Source organism: Salipiger sp. PrR003, assembly GCF_010500785.1.
Taxonomy (GTDB): Bacteria; Pseudomonadota; Alphaproteobacteria; order Rhodobacterales; family Rhodobacteraceae; genus Salipiger; species Salipiger pacificus_A.
Window position 1 is genome coordinate 39,955 of record NZ_JAAGOV010000076.1, and the last position, 24,634, is coordinate 64,588.

The 24,634-nt window shown below is 58.1% G+C and carries 21 protein-coding genes; 11 read left to right on the forward strand and 10 right to left on the reverse strand.

Annotated elements, in window-relative coordinates:
• Position 1 precedes the first annotated feature (1 nt).
• The gene (locus G0D83_RS24825) at positions 2–2,992 is read right to left on the reverse strand and encodes an ATP-binding protein (RefSeq protein WP_164197253.1); all 2,991 of its coding nucleotides are present in this window, start codon (positions 2,990–2,992) and stop codon (positions 2–4) included.
• A gap of 783 nt (positions 2,993–3,775) precedes the next feature.
• Here G0D83_RS24825 and G0D83_RS24830 point away from each other — a divergent pair.
• Entirely contained in the window at positions 3,776–4,132 is a 357-nt protein-coding gene (locus tag G0D83_RS24830; protein WP_164197254.1) for a hypothetical protein, read from the forward strand.
• A 23-nt stretch (positions 4,133–4,155) separates the two neighbouring features.
• Here the strand turns inward: G0D83_RS24830 and G0D83_RS24835 are convergent, their stop codons facing one another.
• The 3 genes from G0D83_RS24835 to G0D83_RS24845 all read right to left on the reverse strand — a co-directional run bounded on the left by G0D83_RS24835 (position 4,156) and on the right by G0D83_RS24845 (position 7,544).
• Positions 4,156–5,415, reverse strand: a complete 1,260-nt coding sequence (locus G0D83_RS24835) for an adenylosuccinate synthetase (protein WP_203595654.1) — start codon at positions 5,413–5,415, stop codon at positions 4,156–4,158.
• A gap of 54 nt (positions 5,416–5,469) precedes the next feature.
• A complete protein-coding gene (locus tag G0D83_RS24840; RefSeq protein ID WP_164197255.1) occupies positions 5,470–6,390 on the reverse strand; it encodes a hypothetical protein in 921 nt (306 codons plus the stop codon).
• Between the two features lie 128 nt (positions 6,391–6,518).
• Positions 6,519–7,544, reverse strand: a complete 1,026-nt coding sequence (locus tag G0D83_RS24845; protein ID WP_164197256.1) for a hypothetical protein — start codon at positions 7,542–7,544, stop codon at positions 6,519–6,521.
• A gap of 250 nt (positions 7,545–7,794) precedes the next feature.
• Between G0D83_RS24845 and G0D83_RS24850 the strand changes: the two genes are divergently transcribed.
• Together G0D83_RS24850 and G0D83_RS24855 are read left to right on the forward strand one after the other, a co-directional pair.
• Positions 7,795–8,160: a hypothetical protein gene (locus G0D83_RS24850; RefSeq protein WP_164197257.1), complete on the forward strand. Its 366-nt coding sequence runs from the start codon at positions 7,795–7,797 to the stop codon at positions 8,158–8,160.
• A gap of 125 nt (positions 8,161–8,285) precedes the next feature.
• Entirely contained in the window at positions 8,286–8,957 is a 672-nt protein-coding gene (locus G0D83_RS24855) for an NUDIX domain-containing protein (RefSeq protein ID WP_164197258.1), read from the forward strand.
• Positions 8,958–8,963: 6 nt separating this feature from the next.
• On the opposite strand, the gene G0D83_RS24860 is transcribed toward G0D83_RS24855, so the two are convergent.
• From G0D83_RS24860 to G0D83_RS24875, 4 genes are all read right to left on the reverse strand, one after another.
• Positions 8,964–9,548, reverse strand: a complete 585-nt coding sequence (locus G0D83_RS24860) for a 3'-5' exonuclease (protein ID WP_164197259.1) — start codon at positions 9,546–9,548, stop codon at positions 8,964–8,966.
• 6 nt (positions 9,549–9,554) lie between these two features.
• Entirely contained in the window at positions 9,555–12,344 is a 2,790-nt protein-coding gene (locus G0D83_RS24865) for an AAA family ATPase (protein ID WP_164197260.1), read from the reverse strand.
• 329 nt (positions 12,345–12,673) lie between these two features.
• Positions 12,674–13,510 (reverse strand): A24 family peptidase, encoded by an 837-nt coding sequence (locus G0D83_RS24870; RefSeq protein WP_164197261.1) that lies wholly within the window; start codon positions 13,508–13,510, stop codon positions 12,674–12,676.
• 106 nt (positions 13,511–13,616) lie between these two features.
• Positions 13,617–14,708 carry a hypothetical protein gene (locus tag G0D83_RS24875; RefSeq protein ID WP_164197262.1) on the reverse strand — a complete coding sequence of 364 codons (1,092 nt, stop codon included), beginning with the start codon at positions 14,706–14,708 and terminating at the stop codon, positions 13,617–13,619.
• Positions 14,709–14,781: 73 nt separating this feature from the next.
• On the opposite strand from G0D83_RS24875, the gene G0D83_RS24880 reads away from it, so the two are divergent.
• Complete coding sequence (locus G0D83_RS24880; RefSeq protein ID WP_164197263.1) at positions 14,782–15,273, forward strand: hypothetical protein; 492 nt, start codon at positions 14,782–14,784, stop codon at positions 15,271–15,273.
• Here the strand turns inward: G0D83_RS24880 and G0D83_RS31970 are convergent, their stop codons facing one another.
• Positions 15,274–15,783 (reverse strand): DUF2312 domain-containing protein, encoded by a 510-nt coding sequence (locus tag G0D83_RS31970; RefSeq protein WP_203595655.1) that lies wholly within the window; start codon positions 15,781–15,783, stop codon positions 15,274–15,276. It lies immediately after the preceding gene.
• An 83-nt stretch (positions 15,784–15,866) separates the two neighbouring features.
• Positions 15,867–16,082: a hypothetical protein gene (locus G0D83_RS24890; protein ID WP_164197264.1), complete on the reverse strand. Its 216-nt coding sequence runs from the start codon at positions 16,080–16,082 to the stop codon at positions 15,867–15,869.
• Between the two features lie 79 nt (positions 16,083–16,161).
• On the opposite strand from G0D83_RS24890, the gene G0D83_RS24895 reads away from it, so the two are divergent.
• From G0D83_RS24895 to G0D83_RS24925, 7 genes are all read left to right on the forward strand, one after another.
• Positions 16,162–16,650 carry a hypothetical protein gene (locus G0D83_RS24895; protein ID WP_164197265.1) on the forward strand — a complete coding sequence of 163 codons (489 nt, stop codon included), beginning with the start codon at positions 16,162–16,164 and terminating at the stop codon, positions 16,648–16,650.
• A gap of 69 nt (positions 16,651–16,719) precedes the next feature.
• Complete coding sequence (locus tag G0D83_RS24900) at positions 16,720–17,490, forward strand: hypothetical protein (RefSeq protein ID WP_164197266.1); 771 nt, start codon at positions 16,720–16,722, stop codon at positions 17,488–17,490.
• A 12-nt stretch (positions 17,491–17,502) separates the two neighbouring features.
• On the forward strand, positions 17,503–18,735 hold the full coding sequence (locus G0D83_RS24905) for a hypothetical protein (protein WP_164197267.1): 1,233 nt from the start codon (positions 17,503–17,505) through the stop codon (positions 18,733–18,735).
• Between the two features lie 23 nt (positions 18,736–18,758).
• On the forward strand, positions 18,759–19,946 hold the full coding sequence (locus G0D83_RS24910) for a hypothetical protein (RefSeq protein ID WP_164197268.1): 1,188 nt from the start codon (positions 18,759–18,761) through the stop codon (positions 19,944–19,946).
• A gap of 8 nt (positions 19,947–19,954) precedes the next feature.
• Positions 19,955–21,598: a DNA topoisomerase gene (locus G0D83_RS24915; protein WP_164197269.1), complete on the forward strand. Its 1,644-nt coding sequence runs from the start codon at positions 19,955–19,957 to the stop codon at positions 21,596–21,598.
• Positions 21,599–21,807: 209 nt separating this feature from the next.
• Positions 21,808–23,184, forward strand: coding sequence for a ParA family protein (locus G0D83_RS24920; RefSeq protein ID WP_164197270.1), 1,377 nt, complete (start codon positions 21,808–21,810; stop codon positions 23,182–23,184).
• A complete protein-coding gene (locus G0D83_RS24925; RefSeq protein WP_164197271.1) occupies positions 23,181–24,254 on the forward strand; it encodes a ParB/RepB/Spo0J family partition protein in 1,074 nt (357 codons plus the stop codon). Before G0D83_RS24920 ends, G0D83_RS24925 begins: the two co-directional genes overlap by 4 nt.
• Positions 24,255–24,634 lie beyond the last annotated feature (380 nt).

Sequence of the window (24,634 nt, forward strand, 5' to 3'; positions counted from 1 at the left end):
GCTACCCCCTAGCGAGCTCTTGGGCGAGGTCTTCGATCACACCCTCGCCGTCGTCATGATTTGCGCCCTGCTCTGCAAGACGGGCCTTCCGACGTTCAATTTCAGGAACTGCGCTCCCGTTGGGGAACTGCTTTGCCAGCCGCCGGCGCGCTTCGAGCGGACCGACCATTTCGTAGAGGCGGTTCCGGACACGGGCATCGCTTGGATCGGTAGAGAAGGCCCACAGCTCCATCGGACCAAGCGTGTTGTAAAGAAGGTGCTCGTGCGAGCCGTCCTTCATGTTGAGCAAGGCCAGGAAGGGCGCCCCTTTCGGCCCCGGGCCGTTCAACTGGGTTCTCAGCACACGGTTCGCGGCAGGGGACAGACCGAAGACGCCGCTTGCCTTCTTGGCCGCCCTCTCGGTGCCCACACCCATGATCCAGACGCCAGTGGCCATGTCCACCATATCATCGTCGAAGTCATCCAGAAGCTGCGAAGCGAGCGCGATGTGAACACCCCACTTCCGGCCCTCGCGAAGGTCGATCATCACCTGGTCCCGCACCTGGGGCGTCGCCTTTGTGCGGTGGAATTCGTCCATGACGATCTTCTTGGGCATCTCGCGAAGGGCGCTGATGCGCTTTGAATGGTGACGCCGATAGTCCTCAGGCATCAGATTCACGACATCCTCATTGAGGTAGAAGTCTCGAGCCAGGACAAAGCGCGCCAACATGTAGACAAGCGCCGTCTGCTTCTCCGCCGGCGCGCCACCCTTCGGAGCTGCCTCATCGATGTCCAGAGACACCACCCGGCTGTCACCGATGTCAAAACGGGTCGGGATCGTCAGGATGCTGTATTCGGTCAAGGCCGAGGAAATCATCCTCTGGAAGACATCAACCAATGCTTCACCGGTGCCTGTCCTCGCAGAACCATGGACATCCTGAATCTGCCGTTTGCGGACGACGACGTTCAGGTCTTCAACCAATGGCACCGCGAAGCGCTGGGCAAGCGAAGCGACATGCAGCTCTCCCACCTCGAACAGGCGGTCCACCACTTCCCACCAGGTTGGCGCGTCACTGAGAACGATGTCATGCTTGGCAAGCGTCGCATCGACCTCTAGATCCTCTTGCGAGGTGTAACGCTTGGGATTGCCGCGTCGCTCCTTGTCGTCGAACTCTTTGTAGACTTCGTCGACCACCATCCCTGCGAGGTCTGAAAGCCCGCTTGGGGGTGTTTTGTCCCCAACCGGGGTTCCGAGGATCGACAGGAAGTTCACGAGGAAGGCACGCTCCACCGGCAGCGGACGACGGCATCCAAGCTGCGTGTCAAACGGGTTGATCGCGTGATCCTTGATCATGCGCAGGCGCTTGTACTGAGCCAGGTGCCTCTTGCTTGGCGGCAGAGCCTCCTTGATCAGCGAGATCAGACCCGACGAGCTCGGCCCCACGTCGAGGATGGCGATCCGCGGCAGCTGGGTGCCGGACGAAGAGGTTGTCGCGCTGGGCGACAGGCAAAGCGCCAGGTTGGTCGTATTCAGGAACACCGACTTTGCGTAGCCCGGCGGAGCAAAGACCAGGTCGATATATGTCGTCTGCTTAGAAGACCCGGGCTCATAGGGCCAGGGGCGTCCGTCATTGGTACGGAAGAGTACTGAGCCCTTCTCCCAAGGCGAGGCATCCCGGTTCCAGGGCATCATGTAGAGGGCATCCTTCATCGGCGGGGCACCTGCATTCGCCGTGGAGGCCACGTCGACGCCCAGCGCGGAGGACATGAACGAGGCCAGAGGGTCCCCTGAACCTGAAGACACACCGCAGTAGCCCCAGCTCTCCACCGATCGCTGCAACTGCGAGACCCGCTCCTCGAGGAGCTGGATGTTGTCGACCGGTGCCCAGGTCGCGAAGGAAACTCTGAAACGTACGACAACCTCGTCACCGCTCTTCTTGAGCGCCTGCATCGCTTCGATGGAGTCCCGGATTTGCTTGTTTTCAGAGTTCGTGAAGCCGACGACAGCGGCCAGGGTAGATTTCACCTGCATCTCACCGGACAGGCCATTGCCCTCGAGCAGAAAGCTGGTGCGCCACGGAAACTCATTGCCAGTGATCATCCGGTTCAGAAGCTCTGAAAACGGCCTGACATCCTGGGGTCCCACGGTCATATCGAGGGTGGCAAAGTTGTAGCGGCCGACCCGAACGATCCTTGGCGACAGCACCTCTCCCCCGCGGGAGAACATCTGGTCCCTGAGCGGGGGCACGAAGAGGTGGCTGGCATCCCCCTTGGCCCAGGCGGGATTCCTGACAGAGACATTGTCGCCGGGCAGCGCAGGCCTCCAATTGGAGCCGAGCAGGTCCGGGTAGAGCGATGTCCGCACTGCAGCCAGGGCATCATGCGCTTCAAGGGCCTCTGCCCTCAGAGACAACTCCCTAAGGTCGCTCAGGAAGGAGGTCACGAAGCTGTCGTGACGGGTCACGAGTTGCCGGGATGCTCTGAAAATGTCCTGAGTGCTGATTGCCATCGGCCATTTATCGGGCCGCTTGGTCTCATGCTTGATGCTCTCGAGCTCCGTTTTGGTCAGAACCGACGGACGCGTCCAAAGCGCCAGGTAGCATCCTTCCTGGGTGATGAACTTGGAAAGGTGGGTTTCACGCTCGTCGAACAGGTCTCCCAATTCCAGCTTGAGCTTTTCAGCAACCACCCGGGCGGGGTGATTCAGGGATGCCACCAAATCCTGCGAAGCATCCGGATCGCGAGAAAACCAGACCTGAAGCGCGTGCCCCGACTGATCGAAGTAGCTGGACAGCTTGAGGTTCATCTTGTCGATGACGCCAACCATCTCCTCGGCGCCCGCCATCTTCTTCAGACCATCGATGCGGATGATCGACATGATCGATCCGTCGGCCGATACCACGTACTTCGTGCCCGAGATGCCGGTCTCGAGGAAGAAGAACGAGTCCATGTTCTTCTTCATCAGGTTGCCAAAAGCAGACGCCAGTCCGGCCTTGATCGTCGCGATGCCCATGGATGCTTGCTCTCCGTTCTAGTGAACTGGAGATGCGCGTGGATCATGAAGAAGAGGTTTTCTGAGAAACAACGCCGACTGCCACAGAAATTCTTGATCGACTTCGTCTTCTGGGTAAACTTTGCCGAACGGGAATTTTCAGCAGCGGCATTTCTCGAAAATGGCCATCTTAGATCCTCAAGACTTGATTGAGCTGCTGATCGAAATTCATCAGCTCGAAATGAGCGGCAGGCACGTCTCTCGGTCGTTGAGCGCTGATTTCGCTAGCTCAATGACGGCTTACGCTGAAAGTGACCGGCTTCAAAGGGCTTTTCGCAATGCGCTCTATGAGCCTGGCGCACTCCATGCCAACTACCTAGTGGACCTTCTAGACTATCTTGACAGGTACCTCACCCGGGTAATCTCAACTGCCAAGGAGGATGCCGAGAACGCCGAAGGTGCAATTCCTAGACTAGACATCGTAATGACAGCTTCAGGTGCAGCCATGTTCGGGACCGGGGGCCTAGCGGGGGCAGCTGTCTTCGGATCAGCACTGGTTCCGGTTGCTCCTGTCGTCCTCGGGCTCGGCTTTATTGCGACAAGTGTCATCTTCGCAGGCGCGTGGTCTAACCAACGTTTGGCTGTAAAACTTAAGGCCCGAAAGAACCGCGAGGCTCGAGACGCCCAAAGTTTTCTCAACTATTTGATCCCCACTCGCGCAAACGGATAGGGCTACCCATTGCACACTCGACATCTCATGCTACGTTTTTCTGAAAGACAGGTAACCGCTCGGAGTATCCGATCATGATGACCGACCTCCCCACTTCGCTCCAGGCCAGTGATCTTCTCGTCGGGTTGATTCTTCTGATCGTGGTTGCGGTTTTGGCCTTCATGATCTTGATGGACAGGATGCTCCTATTGCGTCTTAAGGCGCCGACCTTTCATGAGGCACTCCCCAGGACCGACTATTTCGATGTCCAAGTTCCCTCCAGACCCCCTCTAAGCGCTGCCGTCTTGAAAGCTGCTGGTGCTGGGGCGGCTGCAGGTGCCACCGCTTTCCTGCTGACAGACGTGGTCCTTCAACTCATCCGGAGTTTGCCCGCAGATCAAAGATCGGCACTTAGAAAGGTGATGGATGAGGACGAAGAAGCCAATCGGTAAGCTCTCGTCTTCATGGTCTATTTCTACACGCAGTTCAGCGTGACCGTGGCAGCGTTGCGTTCATAGCAAGCCAGACGCACCCGTTCCCGAACCGGCCCATAGGAAGACAGGCGAAGTGGCAAGCCGGCAATCTCCGCAAGCTCGCCGGCGATCACATCTCTCGTCACCTGTCGCTGGACGCCGCCAACACCGACCACGCCAATGGACTTCAGTTGATCCAGACAGGAGACGCCAAGGCCCGCGTCGATCTCGATGCCCGTGCCTTCAGCAAGCGCCACGTCCCGTGCGATCGTTGCAGCAAGAAGATCGGCATCCAGAGGCGCGTGTCGGATCACCCCCTGCCAGTCGTTGGGCGCATTGGTCAGGTCCACGATGTCCGCCCAACCGATTGTCCCGTCGGCCTCAAAGGGAAGTGGCCCGGCTCCGTGGCGGGTGGCATAGGCTCTCGTCATGTAGAGCGGCTTGATCACATCGATACCAGCCTCCCCGGCGATCTCCAGCATATTGCGCAGACCCGTGTACGATCGCGTCACGTGCGGGAACACACCATAGTCCATGTCGAGCTGAAGGCCTTGGGCACCTTCAAAGAGGACAGTTTCATTGTGAGAGATACCTGCATCATCCATCAGCTCGACGCTCTGCAGGAAGCGGTCGCAGTCCTCGAGGAATTTGTCGATCACTGGCAGACTGCCATCGAGGACACCGGACACCGGTGAGTTCTGCAAATCGATACCGAGTTCGATGGCCCGCTCTTTCACCCAGACATTCTGAATTCCTTCCAGTTTCCCCCGCAGGCCCCCTACCCAGAGATCGCCGGCAAGAAGCTTCGGTCCCCGTTCATGTCTCTCGAGCGTCTCCCCAAAGCCAAGCCCTGTAGATCCATGGCGGCCACCAGCGCGCTGAAGTTCTACGGCTTGATTGAGCGCCATATCCCACGGTGTGGTGACCGGCGCCCGGGGGTCGATCGTGACCCGACGCGGGGACGCGCCCAACACCCGCAGGTCAAAGAGCTCAGCCGAAAACAGCATCGGGTGCGCCACGAAGAACTGCGAGAGGTGCGTACTCGCTCCAGCGAAGGTTCCTGCCCCGACGTGGTGGAACACATGCCGCCTGCCGTCTGGCCGCTCAACACCGTGGCCGGCCTGCGCTCCTCCGTTGGAGCGTACGACGAGGACGTCTTTGCCCTCGGAAGCTAGAGACGCCGAAAGCGCATCAACTGCGAGCCCCTTTCCTTCATCGCCCCAGTTTGCCCCAATGACTGCATATGCGGGCTTGGTCATCATCTATCCTTTCCAGAGACGGTTGCCGCCCAATCGCGCTGGGCGGCAACCCTGTAGTCAGCGCAGGCGCTGGAGACCACCGCCGCGGCCGGTGCGAGCAGGCATCCCTTTCAGGGCGTCTGCGACTACCATGGCGGTGGAGCCGGACCAGCTCGCAGCGACATCGGCTGGCCTCGCACCTTCGTTCACCTGAATCAGGGAAACGACGGTTTCGGCAAGCGCGTCCACGTCCTGCAGTTGGATAGTGCGTTCCGGCAGGAGCGGCTTCCAGGTGTCGAGAACACGGTCGACGCGTCCTCGGGCATAACCCTCATTGGCCAGCACAATGTGGAAGACCTCCCAGTTCCGTTCTGCCATCGCGAGGATTTCCCGGGCGGAAAGGTCTGCTTCGGCCGAGATGCCCAGCACGCGCTGGATCTCATCTCGGGTCATGCCGTCATGCACTGGCTCATCGCCGATTGTGACGAGGTACCCTTTCCGTCCATGCTTTTCCCAGGCATCTGCAGAGACCTTTGTCGCAGCGAAAAGGTGCGCCGCCATGTAGCTTTCGCCGCCGTTGCCTCCCCCGTAGCCTTCGAGCCAGAGTTCGCGGGCCTGTTCAGCAACCCGAATGTCTGCCTCGAATTGGGTGACCTGAAGCGGCGCCTGGTCAGTTTTGGCATCTCCGACACCCATGATCATGATGTGCGGATCACTCACCGGCTTGCGATCGTAGATCTCGGTCGCAAGGGTGTTGAGACCTTCGCGCATGAGCTTTTCAGCAATCAGACCCATCGAGCCGGTGACATCCGATGCAAGGATGATCGGCGTCGCCTGCGGGTTGTCCGCGCTGTCACGGCTTTCACGCATGGTGATCAACGCCGGATTGTATTGATCCTGCATATGGCGCGAGGTGAAAATCTGTTGTTGGCTCTTACCCGCGACCGAAGCCGAGCTGTACGTTTGCCAATCCTGTGCGCTCCAACGTCCGTTTCCCATATCGGACCTCCTTCACTTGGTGTGTTTGTAACATGGATCCAGCGGCATCAAGTTGCAAGATACATTTTGCACTTTGTTAGATTTCTTCACCTTCCCTTCACCTTCCCTTCACCTTCCCTTCACCTTCATCAACCGTAGATCGAGGCCGCCCGAAGATCCCATTTCACGAAAGTCCTCGGCCCCCACGCTGCCTCCAGCGCTGCCTGCCAGCGGGAATAGTCGTCCACCGCCTTCGCGGTCGGTGCCATTTGCAACCACCGGCTCATCTTCTCCGGCAGAGCGGCTACTCCGCCATTGGTTCCCCTTGGATCGCCTGCCGCCTCACGGATCGTCTGGCGAACCAACTCGCGATCGAGAGTGGTCTCAGCCGGAGTACCCGGAATGCCCATGCGTGGCATCAGATCCAGCGTACGCCCCGGCAGAGCAACAGGACGTTCTCCTACCGAAGTCGCGAAGCACCAGCCCCCGGCCAAACGAACGCTGTGCTTCACGGGGTCGACTAGCACATGCTCGGTCGAGATCGCACCATGCACCAGAGCGGCGTACTCAAGCCACGCCGTGATGTTGAGCAACCCCGACGCGATCCAAGCCAAATGCTTATCCGGAATCGCCCCGCGTAGCCTCAGGACATCGGAGAGCAGAATTTCCTCAGCCGTCTTGCGAACCACCACTAGCCCTCCCCCATCCTCGAGGTCTTCCTTCCGAACCAGGTCCGGAAGGCTGAAGGACATCTGGTCCCTCATTGCCTGGTTGGCGAAACGGAAGCCCTCAATCGCTCTCAGCTCGGCTTGCGCCATGTCGCTGAAATCAGACCCAAAGAGCATGGCGTAGCTCTCTCGACCAACGAACACCTCCCCTTGGTCGACGGTCGTGGAACTCAATGGCACGGTCCGGATCCGGTGTCCCGACCGCGTTTTCAGGATGCGTTCCCCGAGATCTGCATTCGCCACTTTGCCCGAGTTGGCTTGCCTGTCTCGGAGGGAAACCACGTGTTCAAACACTTCCTCAGCACGCGGGTCCGTACTCACGTCTGGGTGCCATGTCCTCAAGAGTTTCGTGAGCGCCTTGCGAACGTCTGTCTTGGGTACCGACAATCTCTCCGGTACCTCCGACAAGGTCATGTCGAGAATTTCTCGTGCTGTGAGTTGCTGCATGGCAACCTCCTTGGTTCCGGTTGCAATGTGCAAAATGTATTTTGCAATTTCAAGAGAAATTCTTCTCCACCCGCGGTGAGAAGAACGGTCCTCCAAGTCTGGACCGTCTCCTGTCTATTCTTTCTTTCCAAGGAACGGACGGGTTCAACAAGCCTACTCTCCAACACAGGGTGTTATGAATGGCTTGGCTTTTGGCATCTTGCCTTGTAGGAGGGGTCCGCACGACACGAGCAGCAGAAATGAGTCAGTCATGACCACGGCGGAACCGCTCTCAAAAATTGCGACTCCAGGCATGTTCCCTGAGTGGCCTGAACACATAGGTCGCTTGAAGCGTCTCCGTCTCAAGCAAGGACGCATGGGCCAAATAGCCCTCCTCGATGTTGAATGCGGCCCTCAGCGGCACATGGCGTTCACCTTCAACCCACGCTTGATCAGCCAGATCGAAACCGCAATCAATCGATCGAAGATCTTTGACTTACATCCATGGCTCCTTCTAAAAGGACCGCTCGAAGCGATAGTTGACGGCGGCAAGGTCGAGCACCGGATGCGTGTCGTCTATCTCACGGACAAGACCCCATACCCGCTGGGCGCTCCGCTTCCCATGGCGGCCGAATAACCTCACCATAGCCTGCGCCTCATAACGTTCTTGTTGCTCTATAGTGGCAAACAAGGTGCAATACTCATCTTGCAACTTCATAATCTATCCAATATCTTTGAGGTGACTTCTGGATAGGCCTTCTCATGAGCGCGAGCCAAGACTACTCACAGCCCATCGCTACCGTGGATGCGGTCGTTCTTACCATCGAAGATGGCCAACTTAAGCTATTGGTCCATCGTCGCACCAATAACCCGTTCAAGGGTGGCTGGGCCCTCCCCGGCGGCTTCATCCATACCGACGACGATCGTGACACGACCGCTTCGATCAAGCGTATCCTGGAAGATAAGACCGGCACCTCAGGCTACTACGTCGAGCAGCTGGCGACCTATTCTGGCCCGGATCGCGATCCTCGCGGCTGGTCTCTCTCGGTAGCGCACCTGGCGCTCGTACCTTTTGACCACCTTGGTGTTGAAGTAGGAGAAGATCTCCGGCTCATGGCAGTAAGCCACCTCCCCCCGCTTGCTTTTGACCACGCCCAAATCGTGGCTGATGCCGTCTCGCGTCTGCGTGGTAAGGGAGCGTACTCGAGCCTGCCGGCTTCCTTCCTCCATAATACCTTCACGCTTGCGGAAATGCACAAGGCATACGAAATCGCTCTCGACACCCGCCTTGCGCCCAGCGCGTTCCGGCGCAAGGTATCCGACCTCAACTTCTTGGAGGACACTGGAGAAGTGAGCCAAGGTGTCAATCGCCGCCCTGCGAAGGTCTACCGACTTAGAGATGGCGTCAGCACATTCAACCGAAACCTGGCCTGAAAGCTGTCAGATCAGGTCGGATGCCACCAATCCCATCTCGATGAGCGCCATCGTGACCTGCATGCAGTAGCGTGCGTCATCCAACGCATCGTGCAGATCATCATCGGTGATGGTGCCTGCTGTGAGGCAGTTCACGGCCTCAACCAGCGATGGCCACTTATACCCGCCCCTATAGGGTATTCCGACAATGGGCGCCGAGAGCTCCATCGTGCACACGCCCGGAAATCCAGGCAACGCGATCCCCGGATTGTGGGCCTTTTCGATTTCCAGAATCCGCCGATCGAAGGCCAGGTGGTGGGCCGTCACCAGGTCGGCCTCTGCGGCCATGCGGGAAAACTCTGAAATCGCATCTGCCACCGGGATGCCGAGGAATTCACAGTCCTCCGTGGTCCAGCCATGGACCAGTTCGCTGTCGTAGTCGACCTCCCAGCCATCGGGCTTGATCAGAGTGCTCATCGTCTTCAGCTCCCGGCCCTGCAGATCACATAGAACCGCACCGAGTTGCACCATCCGCGGCTGAGCCGGGTGGTCGAGCGGTAGGTTGGTGTGCGGAATCCCGGTGGTTTCGGAATCGAATGCAAGAACTAGCAAGGCAGATCACAGCTTCATGGTTGGCTGTGGTACAGCTGCCTCCTCCTTTTTAACGTGCGGTTTCCGAGGCCGCTTCAGCATCGGCCTCGAAGCCAACATCGGTTTCAGAGATGGCCTTGCCGGGGTCGCCTTCTCCTGAGTGACATGGGTCGGCTCAGGTTTGGCATCTGGAGCATGGCGGACCTCGGGCGCGGTCTCCCCTGTCTTTTGCGCTGGCACGACCACTTTTCGCCCCACGAGACGCGCCCCTGAAACAGCAGGTCGACGGGCCGCGATCACCGGCTGAGCGCGCCTTACTGGCGTGGTCCCCGCGTTCTCATTTGCCTCAGGTTCCGCGGTCTTCGCAATCGGCTTGGCCAGCGACGACAGAAGCGGTCGACTTCGCTGAGTTGCGACCGGACGCGAGGGGGTTTTCAGTTTCGCCTGCATCCCCTCGAGCTTTACCGGCTTCGGCAAAGGACGATACTCGCAAGCCTCGCCTCTTGGCCTGACACCCTTTCGGCTCGCCATGTGCTCGGTCATCGCGCGCAGAACCGTGAACCGCTCCTGCGACTTGGTCGACTTGATGAACTTTCCGAAAGTCTCCTTGCTTCCAAGGCCGATCACCATGTTCTTCGCCCGTGTCCACCCGGTATAGACCAGCGAGCGATCAGCCATCCCTTCGTGCATTTCAGAGAATGGCAGGATCACGATCGGGTATTGGCTACCCTGGGATTTGTGGCATGTGATCGCGTAGGCCAGCATGACATCGCGCCATTTGCTGGTGGGCATCTCGACGACCTTTCCGTCATCGTACTCCACCTTCATCAGGTAGGAGTTCGCGCGCTCTGGGTTCGGGCGGTATCCCTTGATGAATCCGATATCCCCGTTCATCACCTGATTGTCGTGGTCGTTTTCAGTCAGCATCACCCGATCGCCGACCCGCGGCAAAGGCATACGCTCGTCATCATAGCGGCCCCGATCAACGCCGGGAATGTCTTCGCCCTTGGGGTTAAGCTCCTTCGACAGTGCCGTGTTGATTTCCCATGTGCCCCCGTAGCCTGGAGCCTGCGGGACGATGACCGCGACATCCCGGGTCGGATTGATCCCTTTGGGCACAAACTGGTGCCGAACCATCGATATGATCTCATCGGTGATGTCCCGGCTGGAGCACGATTTGAACGTCACGCCACCCTTGAGTGTCTCATCGACGTCAGGCATCTCACCCTGGTTGATCAGATCAGCGTCCTTGCTGATTTTAGAGTCCTTGTCTTGGCGGTAGACGTTCTTGAGCTCCGCAATCGGCAGGATCGACTTTCCGTCGACATTCATCTCAATCATGTCTGCCAGGACACGCCCCACGCCCACAGAGGCGAGCTGATATGGATCCCCCTGCAAGACGATACGTCCATTGCTCGGCATCGCCGCAAAGAGCGCTGCCAGCAAGGTGTTGTCCATCATCGAGACCTCATCGACCACAACGAGGATGTTGTCGGGGAGTGTGTTCTGGCGGTTGTGGCGATACTCAGTGGCTCCGTTCTCCTCGTTGTACTGCTGCCCAAGCAACATCTGCAGGGTTTGCCCAGTCTCTCCGGTCACCTCCTCTGCTCGCTTGGCTGCTTTCCCCGTAGGCGCAGTTACCACGACGTCACAGTCCTCGACGCGCTTCGAGACCTCAATGAGTTTTTCCAGGATCGTAGATTTGCCAGTGCCCGGACCGCCTGTGATGATCGAGATCGGATGGGTCACCCCGACGCGAACAGCCTTTCTCTGATGCACGTCAAGGGACGTGCCTTCGAGTACCTCTTCCGCCACCGCAGCCACCTTGTCCGGATCATTGCCACGCCCGTTCTCGATCATATCCAAAAGGCATGACGACGCTGCGACCTCAGCCCGATAGCATTCCTCCGACATGAGGTGGATGTCGCTCTCTCCAGGGATCTGGAGAGCGAAGACTTTTGGTCGGTCATGTTCCTTGACCTTCTTGCTGATGACCTCCGCCACCGCGCTTTCTTCAAGCGAGAACCAATTCGCCACTGTCTTGACGGCATCACTGAAAAGCACGGCCGAAGACCCCATGTTCTCTGCCTGCCCTATAAACTCCCAGACCGCGGCCATGATCCGCCGGCTATCGGACTTTGAAACTCCCATGTGCTGCCCGAGTTTGTCTGCGTTCTCGAACTTGATCGCGGGCACAGTCATGATCTCGTATGGATTACGCTTGATGCGCTGGTAAGCCTCTCCCTTGAACGCCGAGAGCACACTGTTGATGGCCCGCGTATCGAGCTTTGCTGAGTTCATTAGGTCGGTCGCTTGCTTGGACGATGTCCGAGCATCAAGAAGCTTGCGGATCCTCTCCTCAGAAGCGTTGGGATCGCGAGCTTGCGCAATCAGTGCAGACGGATCGTTCAGGATATCCTCGACGCACCCGTCTTCCTTGACGACACGGCGAATGGCCTCGAGATCGAGACCTGTCTCTGATGACGGCAAGATCGCCTTCAGCCAAGCGACGGTCCCTGCCTTGGTCTTCGGAAGGTCCGGACGCAACGCGCTTGCGTTGAAGACGTACTGAGGCTTCCCCTTGTAGATGCTCTGTTTCCACTCGCCTTCCGCAGAAAAGAAATCTCCTTCACGGAGGCTTCCCAAGCGACCGCCAAGGCGCACCTCTGACAGCTCGCCGTTCTCTTTCTCGTAGATCACGACAGAAAAGCTCCGGCCGCGCGGACCGTCGCCTTGCTTGAGTACCTTCCCGATGATGCCACGCATTGCGGCCATGTAGATATCCTTCTGGGCTGGCTCGATGCGCTTGTCGCCCATCCCTGTTCGATGGGTAGATATTTGACAGACTGCAAGAAACGCGGGGATCGGCCACAAATCAGCGCCCCTCAGAACCCCTTGTTGAGAGAGTTCTCTGAAATGCTGATTTCGCGGATCACCCGATAGGGTGATGGTCAGCCAGGACCTCTTCGCCCTCTTTCTGGCAATGGTCTCACTGCCTTTAGCAGCGGTGTTCCGACCGTATGGACGTCGGTAGGCGCGCCTGATGTCCGCGCGGCAAATATTATGTGATGCTCGTATAGTCTCCGCACCACTTACCAGCACCCATTGTATAAGGCGTGCCCACCCTCGAACATTTCTTCAAAGGCTCAGAAGAGCCCAACCTGAATTCCACTGACGATCGCGGCAGCCTGTAGCAGAAGCCCCGCCGACAGGGCCGGACCGAAGGGCACCCACCTTTGTCCTGTCCGATAGAACACCACTCGCTCGTGAACCACGAAGATCACCGCCGCCATGAAGATCAGTTGGATAACATTCTCAGGTCCCATCCAGGCCCCAGCCATCATCAGGAAGGCGACATCCCCACCGGACCACATCTCGAGCATCGACTTGCGCGACATCACGGAGACGATCGCGACTGCACCCCAGATGATCATCCCTGCAGCCGCGGCCCCGATTGCCCGTTGCATTACGTCCGGCTCCAGGGGACTGCACAGCAGCCCGAGCCAGAGCATCGGCGTCGTGATGACTGCAGGGATCCAATGATGCCGGAGATCGAGCATCGTGATAACGAAACCGCACCAGGTGAAGAGCATCAGGACAGCCGCCTCACGCAAGCCGGGCGCCAGCAGATATGCGCTGGCGAAGGCAGCTGCCAGCAAAGATTCTGAAATCGGATAGAGCTTCGGGATGGGAGCCGCGCAGGAACCACACTTTCCCCGCCTCACAAGCCAACCGAGCACAGGCACGAGATCAACAGCTGAGAGCTTTTTCTGGCAGCTGTTGCAATGTGACCTAGGGCCCCAGATCGAGAGCGTCTCGTCCGGTTCCTCAAGCCATTCAAGTTGATGCGGCAGCCGATCGATCAGCACTCCTCCGAACGAAGCCAGCACAGCGCCCAAGAGCCCGAAGTAGGACGCAACAAGCCAAGGGTACTGCGCGTCAACGACCCAGAAGTCGCTCACGAAGCCGGAGAGTATATTCATAGTCTTCCACCTGTTCTTTGCCGGAAGAAGACTAAACGGGAGGCCTTAAACCTGGATTTCGGTCAGGATGTTGCAGCACTGTTACCGCGGTAACAGTCAGACGGGATCAACTCTCCTGACTGGCGAGATGCTGTTCTGTCGCGATCCTGATTGTCACGCTGTGATGGTGAAGGCGCCCCTCATCGTACTTGGACAGCCAGCGATCGAAGATACCCAGCAAGCGATCGAAATCGAGGTTCGCCCCGGTATCCGTAACCCGAGCGACACGGGACAGCGGCATGTAGAGCAGGTAAGGAGAGGAAGCCAGGACATCTGCGACCCGGAACCCTACCAAGGCATCAGCATCCCGAGAAAGACGCACGTCAAACCCTCCAGTTCCAGCCTTGGCCACAACCGGGGACCATTTTTCAGAGGCCGCAATCAGTAGAACCGGGAGAAGCCGCGCGCCGTTGGCCACATATTCAGGCTTCACGGGCAGCCCTCCCGCCAATATCTGCCGGCCCTTCGCGAGGCTCACCAAGATCGAGCCCACCATGGTTTCAAGGTTCTGGACCCGCTTTGGAGAGCCGTCGTTGAGCCGGAATTTCTCGGTCTGAACTTGGGCCGGCGAGACCACAGCAGCTTCGTCAGGGGCATCTGCCGACGGGATAGATTGCTCGGCCGATAGAGACGTCCGCCAATCAAGCTGTGTCTGCGTGATTGCGCCCGGCACGAACGCCGTGGCCCCGGGGGAGTGAACCTGCAGGATCGCATTGATTGCCTCCGCGGTAATCGCGCTGCCCTGAACGCCGGATGCCTGCCACACCTCTGTAAGATCGCTCGTCACGACGGCTTCGGCGACGCCCTTCGCTCGAGGCAGTGACCGCCGGGAACAATGGACCCCGGACAGGACCACCAGGCCGACATCTCCGAGCGACAACCTGGAGGCCACCTCGATCACGCTTGCCATGATATCCGGGATTTCGACCTCTCCGCCGGTTGTCGTGATTTCCTGGGCATCGAGATCCACTGAGCTCACATCAGGCAACGGCTTGACGAAGACGGGAAGCTTGCCTGGTGCCATCATCAGCATCCACTCAGGATCAGGCATGTTCTGAAAAATGATCGCCTCATCCGAAATCTCTCCCTGCAGCTTTGCCAGCGCCTGGGAGGCATGAGCGGTCTTCAACTTGGGTTTTGCAGGTGCAATCCTTGCCATGGAAATCCTCGAGCGTTTACCCGCGATATATCCTCGAAGAATAACTGGCGCTTAAAACCGAAAGGCGCGCCCCGTGAAAACACCGAGACACGAACACCCATTCCTCATCTGGTATGCCTACCTGCACAAGAGGCGCATGGCCTCCTTGTCGCGCAAGGACCTCCACCTCACCGATGATGCCGCTTCTCGGTTTGCCATCGGGGTCGAGGAAGACAGCTCGGCCAAGACGCCGGTTCTCGGAGTGGGGGTGTTCGATGCCAGGGCGATCAAGACAATCGAATGGGCAAGCGCAGGGATCATCGTGGGCCACCGGAACAGAGATTGGATTGCGCTGGCTGCCAAGGACATCCGACCGATCGACAGCACCGCTCCCGAGCCAGTGCCGCTCCGCATGTGGATCCCCTTCCCTACCGGCCTCTTCGACGCCTGGCTCAAGACATCACCGCACAAGCTCGAGCTCAAGAGGGTGAAGAATGGGAAAGGGGCCCTCCCCGTCTTCGAGAAGAGCCCCTTCCTGTCTGTCGCGCTCCAGCTGAAAAACAACTGGGGGGACCTGCCTGGCTGATCAGCGGCTACCGACTGCAGCCAGGTAGGTTTCGACTTTCATCTCGAATTCGGTCGACTCGGACTCGCCCTTCTTGCGGATTTTCAGGACCGCATTCAGGATTTTCGGATCAAAGCCGGCCGCCTTGGCCTCCGCCTTCACGTCCTTGACCTGATCAGCGATCTCCTTGATCTGCTCGGCGATGTTCTCGAGGCGCTCGATAAAGCCGGAAAGTTCGCTGCTGCCACCTTCCAGCTCTCCGATGTCACCAATCCGGTCGGGTGTCTCCATGTTCAACGCGGCCAGGTAGACATCCAGCAGGGAGTTGAACTCTTCGTGTTCTCCCTGCGGCTGCGCCCTGATTTTCAGGACTGCCGAGATGACACTTGTCTCAAAGCCCATCGCTTTGGCCTCGGCCTTCACGTTCTTCGCGTCTTCCGCGTGCTCCGCCTTCTCGGCCTCGAGGCGCTCGATCCGCTCTACAAAGCTTTCCAGATCAGAGGGGTTTTCAATGGTATCGTGCTCGCTCAAAATTCTATCCTTGGAATGAACTGAGTGGAGCTAGTATCACCAAGGATAGATGAAATCAACACCTATCCTTGGTGATGCGGTCTTTACGCCATGGGAGAAGGCGTTGGGAACTGTCCGGGCGCCGGCTCGGGCGGCTCCATGGTGTGATCATAGGTCTCGGTCATATCCAGACCGGGAGCCGCGGGCGCGAGTGTCTCGGCCAGGAATGTCCCTTCGATGGCCCTGATATCATCGTCTCCAACGAACTGCTGCGGGTCCAGATCTCCGGTTACCCTGCCGGGGAATGCGCGTGTGGTCATGTTGTCCTCTTCTCTTTCAAGCCATGTTTACGTTGAAAGCCAAAGTCATTTGAGAATTGTGACGGCAGGTGAAAGAAAGATGATCTCGCTCGATATCGAGAAGCTCGCGGAATGGTACTCCAAGCTTCCCAGCGACTTCCAGAAGGCCATCGAAAGCGACCTTCCAGACCCGGATGATGAAGTGCTTAAGACCTTTGCGAAGGACCTTGCGGAGCTCGAAGTCGTCGAACTCAAGGAATTCTTCGACGAGTCCACGGCGGCACTCACCAAACTGGGCCGGATCGGTCGTATCCGTCTCCTGTCGGCGCTGAGCAAACGGACCTACCCTTACCAGGTGAAGAGTTTCAAAGAGATTGTCGAAGACCCAGAGGAGGGTGAAGACGGGGCCACGGGCCAGTCCCAGTCTCAGGTTCTCTTTATCGAAGATCTGAAGGCGTTTTCGGAAGCGGTCGCTGCCCGCACGTTCAAAAACCAAAACCTCGATACGATCGCGCTTTCGGCACTTAATGAGGCTGCACTTGAGCACGAGGCGGCCCCCGCCCCTCCCTCTGGTCCGCCCACCTCATAAAGAAAAGTTGAGCGAAAACCCCGGCAAGCCGTTTGCTCGCGCATATATCAGGACCAAAGGATAGATTTGATGAAGAACAAGATTTTGCTCGCAACCGCACTTTCCCTGCTGGGGACGGCAGCCTTTGCGCAGGCCACGGCCGTTCAGTTCAACAGTGGCGACAACGGAGGCGCCCTGAAGGTCGCCCAGTCAAAGTACGGTCGCTCGCAAGCTCTTTCTACCGCGATTGTCGACATTGACGACGACGGAAACGCCGAAATCGCCGTACGGTTCGACGAAAGCTGTTCATCTGATCGGTGCGATCACGCCCTGCTCTACTTCTCCGGCTCACGCTGGCAGGAGGTGCTCGAGACCCGGACATCGTATCTGGCTGTCTCACGCGAGCAGCAGCAAGGCGTGCGGCACCTGCTTCAGGACCACAACGTCCGCTGGTCGTGGATGAACGGAGTGTACGAGCCAAGCCCCGCCGAGGTGACCAATCTCGAGGAAATCAGTGAGCCATCCGGCGCCCTCGCCCGCTATGAGGCGGCGGATACAGATGTGCGACGCCTCACCAAGGTCACCCGCGAACTTGCCGATCTCACCGGTGACGGCGCGACAGAAAGTGTTGTGAAGTCCAGGATCATTCCTGACTGCACCGGCACCAACATCTGCCCGGTACTGGTCTTCGACGAGAGCGGAAAGAAGATCGGCGACTTCTATTCCGAGGCAGCCCAGATCGGTCTGTTCGGAGACGAGCTTTACACCTTCGGCCGCTACGGTTTCTCGTCCTATGCTTTCGACGGGCAAACTTACTCCCACAAAGAGACATTCATGTCCCTGGCCGCGCCGGGAAAATAAGAGGTTTTGCCCATGAGATTTCAGAACAAGCAATTGATCGCAGCCGTTTCAGCTCTGGCGCTGATCGCTGCCACTCCAGGCACCGCGGCCATTTCGGACTGGGGTAACGTCACAGCAGGCCAAGAGAGCAAGGGCTGGCCAAACGACGGGTATGGAGCCGACAACGGTGCAGGGGCATCGGATGCAGTGGGAACGGGTATCGGCAGTGGAACCACCGCTGTCGGTAAGTACCAGATCCTGATCGAAAACTGGCAAAACCTCGGCTACATCGAGCCCGGCGCGTCCGATTGGGATCAGGCAGTTTTTACCGATAAAGCGAAGAACATGGGGGTCAACTCCTACAACGACCTGTTGATGACCAATGCCGGAAAAGTCGTTCAGGATTCCATGGCTTCCGAGCTTGCGAGCAACATGTGGGGGTCCCTCAACAGCAACGCAACCGGAGGTATCGGTCAGACGATTAACGGGGTGAAGATCAACGAAGCGGGGCTGCTTGGCGGAGCATGGTTCCTTGGACCCAACGCCATGAATGAATGGGCTAACAGTGGTTTCAGTGAAGCCGGCTTGGCCAACTTGGACAACATCGGCGAAATTCTGTCCGCGAACGGTTTCACCTCGACCGATCAACTCCAGAACTACCTGATGGGTCGCATGGAAGACTTCGAAGGTGTCGACATTACGGAGATCACGGATGGTACCTATGTACCTGGTGACGGCACTGCGACCGCCTTCCTGGTGGAGTGTGATCCCGAACTAGCGGCAGCTCTTCAGAAGCAGTCTCAGGCCTATGTCGAGGGCATCGTAGCCGCAGCGCAAGACGACACCATGGGCTTTAGTCAAATGCAGGAGTCCTTTGGCAAGATGTCGTGCATCGATTTTGCATTCACCGGCGGCCTGGACGTCCTGTTCTCGGTCCCCTCGCTGTCCGACCTGGCAGAGAAAGCGATGGAGATGGCGTGCGGAAAGGTCAATGGCATGGTTGCTGAACAGAGCGGCAAGCTGACCAACGCAATGCAGCAAGTCGCCAGTGAAGTGGATGCTGTCGGCCCCTCCATGGGCCCGCTTGGCAACTTTGGCTCTCTGAACACGTCGATGAACAACCAGGGCTCATTCAACATCGGCGTGAATGACGCCAACACCGGAAGCTATGGCGGTGGAGCCAGTTACGGCGGCTTGGATACCGGCGGAAGCTCTGTCAACGACGTCGCAGAAGGTGGCCTTGGCGGCCTCTTTGCCAAGAAGTGATTTCAGATTTCAGGACGATTGATATGACCAAAAAATTCAGAACCTACGCCGTCTCCAGTGCGCTGATCGCAACGATGAGCCTGACCTTTCCAGCAACCGCCCTTGCCTGGGGGATTGGTGGCGGCGGGATGCCGTCTGACGCAGCAACCAACTCGAAGCTGGAGGAAGGCTTCTCCGACATCGGCGCCGACCTGAAGGACGCCATCGAGACGCTCGAGCTGCAGACAGGTCAGCTGGGGGGCAACCTAAAGGAGACCTTGGCGTCGACAGCCAACATGAACCAGCTCATGGACGAGAGGCAGCGACAGAGGGAAATCGAGAAGCAGAAGTTCGAGGCCCTGAAGAATTCCGCGGTAACGCAAAAGAAGTGTGTCATCCTTTCGCGGGCCGCCCGCAGCAATGTATTCAACCGTCCTGACCAGCGTTTGAGTGCAGAGACACTGCAGACCCTGGAGCAACTCGCGTCATGGAACTTGGGCACTCCACTGGGTTCGACGACCACTCCCAATCCGGCGCGTAGTCCGGCGGAAAAGGCCGAGATGGAGATGAAGGTCCAAGCGGATCAATACTGTGATCCGGGAATGGTGGCGAATGGCCTTTGCGCAGCCCCAGTGGAGCCCGAACTCCAAGGCGCAACCTATGTCGCCGGCAAGAGCATCTTCTCGAGTGACAACTATAGCCGGGAGGAGATCGGACAAGCCTGTGCGCCCTACGTCATGAATGTCCTCGGGGAGTCCAGTGTGGGGCTTAACAACACCTCCACTGCTCAAACCGTCGACTCCGCGGAACAACAGCGTGCGATGTACAGTGACCAGGCACGCAAGTCTCTCGCGGCTCGTGCCATTCTGGACTACTGCATGGACCGCGACCCTTTCTCTAACCAGAACGACTCCTCGCAGCAGCGCGTGATCGATACGGCGGCAAGCATCGCTGGCTACGATCAGGCAGAGCTTGAAGCGACCGGCATGAGCTACACGCTCGGAATGCAGATCCGCTCTCAGGAGTGGCTCTCCAAGCTCGATAACGATCAGGAGTACACGGACGTGCAGCTCCTCGAACGCGTGGCATTGACCGTCGGCTGGATGGCTCACCAGAACAACGAGATCTACAAGAAGATCGACAAGCTCAACGTCCTGCAGGCAGCAACCCTGGCGGCTGCCAACGAGTCCGTCACCATCCAGCGCCAACAGCTAGACGCCCTGACGAACTGAGATCGCTGATGCCAAAGTCATTGTTTATCATTGAAGCGCCCGGAAAAATCCGGGCGTTTGAAGCCATCCTGAAATCTTTGGGACATGACGCTGCTGTTCAAGCCACCAGCGGACATCTTTATGAGATGCCGAGCGATCTTCGCGATCTCGGGATCGACAAAGGGTTCTCCGACCACAAGCGGACGGCGCGCCGGGACAAGACCATCTGGTACCTTCGCAAGGCCGCCCGGGAAGCGGAGACGATATACGTAGCAACCGACGCTGATGCCGAAGGCGATGTCATCGCTTGGGACGTCCACGAGCTCCTAAAGGACATCACCGATGACATTTTCAGAGTAAAGCTCAAGGGCATGGACAAGGAGTCCGTCGAAGCCAGCCTCACCGATGTCTACCCCGTTCGAAAATCAGATGCCGTGCCCGGCCGCACGAGAGCCATCATCGATCGTCTGATTGGCCACACCTTCAGCAAGGACGGGGTCGGAGTTGGCCGTGTCTCGACCGGTCTCCTGGGCATGCTCTCAAAGTATGGAGATCAGATCGGCACCACCCATGTCCGCTTGGTCGCCCCAGCCAAGGATGGTGATGCCCCGTGGAGCACGGAGTTTGATACCAGCAAGACAATCTCGCCCGAGGTCGCCGAGAAGCTCGCTGCTCTGAGTTTCCCCGCGATCGACATGAAGGGGCGCAAGCCTGCCCCCAGTGATGCCATGCACATGGGTGAAATCATGGTCCGCGCTGGCGATGACCTCGGCATGACGCCCAAGGAGACCGCCAAGAGCCTCCAAAACATGTATGAGACCGGCCAGATGTCCTATCCGAGGTCGAACTCCAAGGGCGTAAGCAAAGGGGCCCAACGACGCCTTGAGCGGCTCATCAAGAAATCAGGATTCCGCGGCAAGGCAGCTCGCATCTCTGAAAAGGGCTCTGAAGATGTGCATGACGCCCCCTACCCTATCGGCGACGTGGACGTCTCGAAGGACCCAAGGAAACTCGGAGACGATCATGGCGTCCGAACCCTCGTGGCTCGCAATATGGTAAGGTCTTCGCTCCCACGTGAACGCCAGGTGGCAAGGTCCTCTGAAATCGAAGACTTCCTGAAAAGAAGCGGGTTCACTGATCAGGTCGCCAAGTATGTCGCCGGCAGGAACTGGACCCGCGAGATCGGGCCGAGGTTCCCCGGCGAGAAAACCTTTGCAGAAAGTTCCACGACCCAGCGGATGCCCGAGACGGTTCTGCTAGAGAAAGCCGTGGCTCTCGGTCTCGGACGGCCGAGCACTTGGGCCAACCACATCGAGAACTTTATGGATCGGGAGCTGTGTGACGACAACCTGCAGCTTACGGAGAAAGGCAAAGCCTGGGCAGCCGCGTCGCCGGATGAACTTCTCAATCCAAAGCTCTCGAACCTCATCGAGAATGCCTGTGAGCACGTTCTGCCTGGGATGATGGATGATCCCGACCGAGAGCCTTGGAGCATACTTGCCGAGAAGATCGCCAGCTCACTTCCCGAGGGCCTCTCTTCGGCTATGGGCAATGAGCTTGAGGCTCCGAGCCAGGACATGGTTGAGAACCCCTACTCTTCTGTCATCGCCCGCATTGAACAAAGCGAAGAGCCTCCAACCGCTGATCGCGAGAGCAGGCTCACCAGCGGATGACTTGTTACGGGCGGCTGTTACCATGGTAACAGCCGCTTCGAATTCCCGAAATCGCTCTCTGGAGCGTGGCCAATCGGCAACCTCGCGCTCAAGCCTCAGGCATCTTGGGGCTAAATACTGAATTCTCTTGATATTTCGACTCAATGCAGGCCATTTTGGGAAAAAATACAAAAAACCCAAAGCATAGAGCAGCTATCAAGGACAACGAGATGAGACACACGGCTATCGGGCAGATGCCGAGCTTTTTCCGTCGTTTGAGCGCGATGCTGAAGAGCATCGACAGCGTTGGCCGACGGGATGATACCGTAAACCGGCGCGTGGAACGTAAGTTCTCTCTGAAAGAGGTCGCGGAACTCCTGGACGTCGACCCTGCCACGATTACCAGAGCAAGCGCAGCGGACTCTGATTTCCCTCAGGTCGATAAGATTGGACGCGAAAAGCGTTTCGACATTGAAGATGTCATGAAGGTTCGCGCGATGCTCTCCAGCGCTCCGAGAGCCCGCAAGAACCATCTGTTCTGGCGTGATCCTGGGGATACCTCCCCTATCCCCGTCGTATGCTTCTCAAGCCTCAAGGGTGGGTCCGGAAAATCGATCTCCGCATCGCATTTCGCACAGTACCTCAGCCTCTACTACGGTATGCGCGTCGGGATCATGGATACGGACCCGCAGGCAACAACCACGCTCTACTACGCAAACCAACAGCTTGAAGTGTTCGATCGCAAAGATGGAACCGTTGCAAGCTTCATGGGCGTTCGGGACTACGCATCCAACGACGTTGTCGATGAGCCGGCTGAAAAGCTGAATGCGATGTGGCAACCGACCCCGTGGCCAGGCATTCGCATCATCCCGGGCGGCCCAGAGATCCAGCGCGGGGACCTCGTTCTCTACAACTTGAGCCTCAAAGCCGACAACCGCCGGCGCCTCGACTTCATTCTGAAGGACGCGATCGAACGCTGGAGCGCAGCTTACCCATCGAAGACCCAGCCCAGTGATCTGCGGCGTGCAGACGGGAGCTTTGACAACGAACGGTTCAAAGAAGCGCTCAATGAAACCGTCGACATCATCATCATCGATCAGCAGCCGAGTCTCACGACGACGCAGATGAATGGCATCATCGCTGCAACCAACCTTGCTGTCGTCATCGGATCGCGCGGCTTCGATCTCAATTCTCTCAGCGTCTACGTCGAGAGTGTGCGGAGCATCATCGATACTCACATTGAGCTCGATCCCAATCTCGAGCTCGGCCAAGGCTCCCACAGTGTGCTGGTAACAAATGTAGATGAGACCAACAGCACCGATCGCGAGCAGTTCGCGGAACTGATCGAGCGCGCGCCGACTGACTTCTTGCCTCTCTATGCGATCCGAAGTGTCGCTGTTCCGAATGCGGCCAAAGAGTACAAGAGCAACTACGAGTGGACCCCCAACCCCGGTGGTCGGGTTGCCCAGCAGCGCTTCATCAAATACGTCAACGCGGTCAACGATGCGCTTTTCAAGCGTGTGTACCCGAACCAACCTGGAAGAGGTTTCCAAGAGATCGTCGAAGCCGAACTGTGGGCTGACGATGACGAGGAGCAGGCAGCATGAGCAAACTTTCCCGCAAAAAGCCGTCCGCGGCTCCTGTTACCACGGTAACAGCAGAGATCGAAACCGCCCCCCAATCCCAAGAGGCGGAGGTCACGAACCTGCACGAACAGCCGTCAGGTCAGCATGACGCGATGCGGATGAATGCCATCCGCCGAAAGACGCTAGACCAGATTTTCTCGCGCCAGCAGACGGTTGAGGTCCCGGTATCGCTGATCGAAGACGAGGTTGGTACCGACAGGTCGCATGATTGGCAGAACGATCCGGAAATCGAGGCGCTGGCATATAACATTCAAAAAGAAGGCCAGATGACGCCGGTCGAGCTTCGCGTTTCCGATCCCAAGTGGGTCCCGAGCGTGGGGCGCTACGAAGTGCGTGACATACAGGAAGATGAAGACATCAAATTCCTGGTTCAGGCAGGTCGCCGCCGGATCGAAGCTTGTCGGCGCCTGGGCATCAAAGTCGTGGCATTCCTGAATGCTGGTGATCTCTACGACGACCTTCGCAAGCGGTTCTTTGAGAACTCGATGCGCCAGGACCTGACGCCCATCGACTTCCTGCGCTCTGTGGGCGGCCTGGCCAAGGAAATGCAACAGCGTACGGAGGGTGTTTCCGGCGAGACGATAGCCAAGGAACTTGGCGTGAACCGGCAGTACGTCGTGAACGGCCTAAAAGTGCTTAACCTTGATAGTGAGATCAATGCACTGCCCAACCAAGGTCGTGATCTCACCCATACGGCACTTCGGAAGATCCTTCCGCAGCTGTCTGCCGGCGAGCCCATCGATGCTGTTACCACGGTAACAGGTCAAGAGCCTCCCAGCGATGTCGCGCATGATGACGTCGTGATCGGACAGGAAACGCCAGCCCGGAACCAACCGGCCGCGAAGCCAGCCCAGCGGTCTCCTGCTACGCAGCCGGTTCGGCAAACGCGCCGCTTCGCTGGGTACCAGTGCCACATGGACAGTCTGAAGTCCGGCGCCGACGTGAAGATCCGCGGCGGCAAAATAAACGACGAGACGCTCGAGAAGATCGGTGCGGCGATCGAGGAAATCCTCCGTGAAACCCTCGACTGACTAAGTCAGCAACATCACGCAACCTTAGAGCCCCGGGGAACCGGGGCTTTTCTTTTGGGCGAAAACCCCCGTGAACCCATGAAGTTGTTACCACGGTAACAGGCCTTTTGGCATCACATACAGCGCGTGACGACCAACCAACCTTTCATCCAGTAGGGCCTAGGTTCGCATACCCCCCTTTTAAGGGACTGACTGAATAGGGGGTAAAGCACCTCTTCAGCTCTCAAAGTGGGGGGCTTCCACTTTGAGCACCCAAACGAGGTCAGATCAGCAGAGCTCCACACTCTGTTGCCACGGTAACAGCCAGCCACCGTTACCAGAACGCCTTCAACCAGTGCGCTTCGCCAAACCCGGCTCGAGAGAGGAGCAACCGCGAAGCC